General features: G+C 57.0%; 3 protein-coding genes. All 3 read left to right on the forward strand.

Annotation, left to right across the window (positions count from 1 at the left end; translation table 11 throughout):
• The first annotated feature begins 235 nt into the window (after positions 1-235).
• On the forward strand, positions 236-1,399 hold the full coding sequence (gene ercA / locus INT22_RS02560) for an alcohol dehydrogenase-like regulatory protein ErcA (RefSeq protein ID WP_125752196.1): 1,164 nt from the start codon (positions 236-238) through the stop codon (positions 1,397-1,399).
• On the forward strand, positions 1,396-3,093 hold the full coding sequence (locus tag INT22_RS02565) for a NahK/ErcS family hybrid sensor histidine kinase/response regulator (RefSeq protein ID WP_193067619.1): 1,698 nt from the start codon (positions 1,396-1,398) through the stop codon (positions 3,091-3,093). The genes ercA and INT22_RS02565 overlap by 4 nt, the downstream gene beginning before the upstream one ends.
• Positions 3,086-3,508 (forward strand): insulinase family protein (locus INT22_RS20185; RefSeq protein ID WP_226912350.1); only part of this gene is annotated, 423 nt, incomplete at its 3' end. The genes INT22_RS02565 and INT22_RS20185, both read left to right, overlap by 8 nt.

Genomic DNA, 3,508 nt, shown 5'->3' on the forward strand with positions numbered 1-3,508 from the left:
CAGAGCAAACTCATGCCATGGCGCGGCATATCGAACTCCACGGTGGCGAGGCACAAACACTGCTGTTTGATAACGAATACCACGGCATTCGCCACCCCAAAGCTCGCCAAACCATGCTGGCCCGCGAGCTAGCCTTTTATCAATCTAGCCACCTAACGACAGCACCAAGGTCGTAGCGCAACAATCCCTGAAGGTGCTTAAGATAATGGTTAACAACGATAAACGAGACCGCCCCATGACTTCGCCGCTCACACAACTTCGTAAGTTTGTCGCTCCTGAAATTATTTTTGGCGACGGGGCACGCCACGCAGCGGGCAACTACGCCACGACATTCGGGGCAGAAAAGGTACTCCTGGTCTCCGATCCCGGCGTGCTGTTAGCAGGCTGGGTCGCCGATATTGAAGCCAAGCTGTTGGAAGCCAATATTGCCGTTGAGCGCTTTACCGCCGTATCACCTAACCCGCGGGTCGATGAGATTATGGCCGGTGCCGAGGTCTACCGTGAAACCGGCTGCAAAGCAATTGTGGCAGTGGGCGGCGGCAGCCCCATGGACTGCGCCAAAGGGATTGGCATTGTCACCGCCCACGGTGGCCACATTCTTGATTTCGAAGGTGTGGATACGATTCGCGTGCCCATTCCGCCGCTAATTTTTATTCCCTCAACAGCGGGTACTTCGGCGGATATTTCCCAGTTTGCGATTATTTCCGACCAGCAGCGACGCATGAAATTCTCAATCATCAGCAAAGCCGTAGTGCCTGATGTGTCGCTGATCGACCCTGAAGTCACTATGACCATGTCGCCCTATCTCACCGCGTGTACCGGGGTCGACGCGCTGGTGCATGCCATCGAAGCGTTTGTTTCAACCGGTAGTGGCCCGCTTACCGATGCTCATGCCTTAGAAGCCATGCGCTTAATCAGTAGCCATCTTGAGGCACTGGTGGCGAACCCAGCCGACGGCGAGCTGCGTGCCCAAGTAATGTTGGGCAGTATGCAAGCGGGGCTGGCGTTTTCAAACGCCATTTTGGGCGCGGTACACGCAATGTCGCATAGTTTAGGCGGCTTCCTGGATTTACCCCACGGCTTATGCAATGCCATGCTGCTAGAGCACGTGGTGGCTTATAACTACGAAGCCGCCCCAGACCGCTTTAAGCGGGTTGCCGAGGCCGTGGGTATCGACTGTCGGGGGTTGTCACAGCAGCAGATCAAAAAAGCGCTGTTTCAGTACTTAGTCGACTTAAAACATGCCGTTGGCCTGGGCGGAACCCTTGGCGTGATGGGCGTCTCACGCAGCGACGTGCCTTTTCTCACTAACCATGCGTTAGGTGATCCCTGCATCCTGACCAATCCACGCCGTTCCAGCTCAAGAGACGTGGCGGTGGTTTACGAAGAGGCACTATGAAAAAAGCCAGCGATCCCTCGGGCTTTTCGGTCAGCGACCTACTCGGGCTTGGCCAGCAGTCGGCGCGTAAAAGCTACTATCGCGAGCTTTCCGTACGCTTAGAAGAGCTTGAGGTGGAGCGCAACCGCTACAAATGGCTGTTCGAAAACGCGCTGCACGGTATTTTTCAAGCATCGCTGTCCGGCAAACTGCGCGCCGCTAACCCGGCGCTTGCCGCCATGCTTGATGATAGTAGCGTGGTGCATACACTCGAGCGCTGCGCGCGCTTTGACGCACTGTTTGTTAATGCATCTACAGGGCAACAACTGCGCGACCTGCTGCTCGCGCAAGGCCACGTAACGGGCCAAACCACCTGGTTGCAAGGTGCATCCGGGCATCAGGTACCCGTGGCAATTACACTAATACGTAAGCCCGCCGAGCTTGCCGGGGACGAAGACCTGATCGAAGGCTTTGTGGCGGATATTACCGAGCGTGAGCGCGCTCGCCAGCATTTAGAAACCCTCAACACCCACTTGGAAGCACGGGTAGTTGACCGCACCCAAGCGCTTGAACGGCTCAACGAGGAGCTTAGAAGCACTCGCGATGCCGCAGAGTTTGCTAACCAAAGTAAAGACCGCTACCTAGCCGCCGCTAGCCATGACCTGCTACAACCCATGAACGCTGCACGCTTATTGGTGGCCTCGCTACAGGAGCGACTGACCGACAGCGAGAACCTGGCTTTGATTGAGAGTGTGCAAAACTCATTGGAAGGCGCCGAAGCGATTCTTTCCGATCTGTTGGATATTTCACGGCTGGATCACGGCCAGGTACAGCCACAACTACGCCACTTTAAACTCGACGATATCCTCAGCAATCTGGTTGATGAATTTTCCCCGGTGGCGCAACGTAAAGGACTAACGCTGCGCTACGTGCCTTCTCATCAAGCGGTGACCAGCGACCCTTATCTACTCAGCCGCATTGTGCGCAACTTTCTTGCTAACGCCTGCCGCTATACCCAGCGTGGCGGTATCTGCCTGGGTGTCCGCCGTCATGGCGACGACAGCCTAGCCGTGCAGGTTGTCGATAGCGGTATTGGTATTCCCGAAAGTGACTACCAGCTTATTTTTCGCGAGTTTCACCAACTTAACGCTACCCGTGCGCGGGACCGCCAGGGCGTTGGCCTGGGGCTTGCCATTGTAGAACGGATTAGCCAGCGCCTTGAGCATCCGCTCACTGTGCGTTCTGCACCCGGCCAAGGCTCCTGTTTTGCTGTTACGGTGCCGCGTGCCGGCGGTATTTCCTTTAGCCAAGCCCCCGCTCCCAGCGCGCCGCCCTCCGCTGACGATGAGTTTGAAGGTCTTCGCGTGCTGATCCTGGATAATGAGCCAACAATTTTGCAAGGCATGGCGCTGCTGTTAACTGAATGGCAGATCAGTTGCGATACTGCCCTGGATATCGATACCGCTAAAGCCTGCCAGGAAGCACCGGATATGCTACTGGTCGACCTGCACTTAGATGACAATATGACTGGCCTGGAGGCTATTCGCCAACTTCGCCAGCACTGGCACGACCCGCATCTGCCAGCCGCTATTCTCAGCGCCGACCGCTCTGACCACTGGCAGCGCCGCCTGCGTCATGCCAGCGTGCCGCAGTTAAACAAACCCGTTCGCCCCGGCAAACTGCGCGCGTTGCTGCGTAGCCTGCTCAATGGCTAGCCTAAGTTTCCAACAAACCTGTATCTCCCTGCCTAACGGGGCGCAGGGAGTGCTGGCCCAGGCGCCCCACTTAACCCGCGCTCACGTTAGTATCGCCATTGCGGCGGGCTATTTGGATGAGCCGCGCACCCTGCCAGGGCTGGCTCATCTGCTCGAGCACGTGCTCACTACCGCGCCGTTGGAAGCGTTTTCTAACATCAGCCTACTTACTTGGTTTTCCCAACACCAAGGCAGCCTGAACGCCCATACCGATGACTACGTCACCGATGTACATTTCTCGATACCAGCAGAGACCCTAGAAGCAGCGGCGCTCACTGTTGCCAGCCAGCTCGCCAGGCCTGCGTTTTCGCCATCCGTCATTTGTGCCGAAGTCGCCGCCATCGACGCCGAGTGGCAGGCCCGCCAGCACAGTTCG

The sequence above is a fragment of the Halomonas sp. 3D7M genome, assembly GCF_014897885.1.
Lineage (GTDB): Bacteria > Pseudomonadota > Gammaproteobacteria > Pseudomonadales > Halomonadaceae > Vreelandella.

Bases quoted from the DNA above. Each gene is read 5' to 3' on its own strand.
- ercA (WP_125752196.1), top strand. From the start codon at position 236: ATGACTTCGCCGCTCACACAACTTCGTAAGTTTGTCGCTCCTGAAATT.
- INT22_RS02565 (WP_193067619.1), top strand. From the start codon at position 1,396: ATGAAAAAAGCCAGCGATCCCTCGGGCTTTTCGGTCAGCGACCTACTC.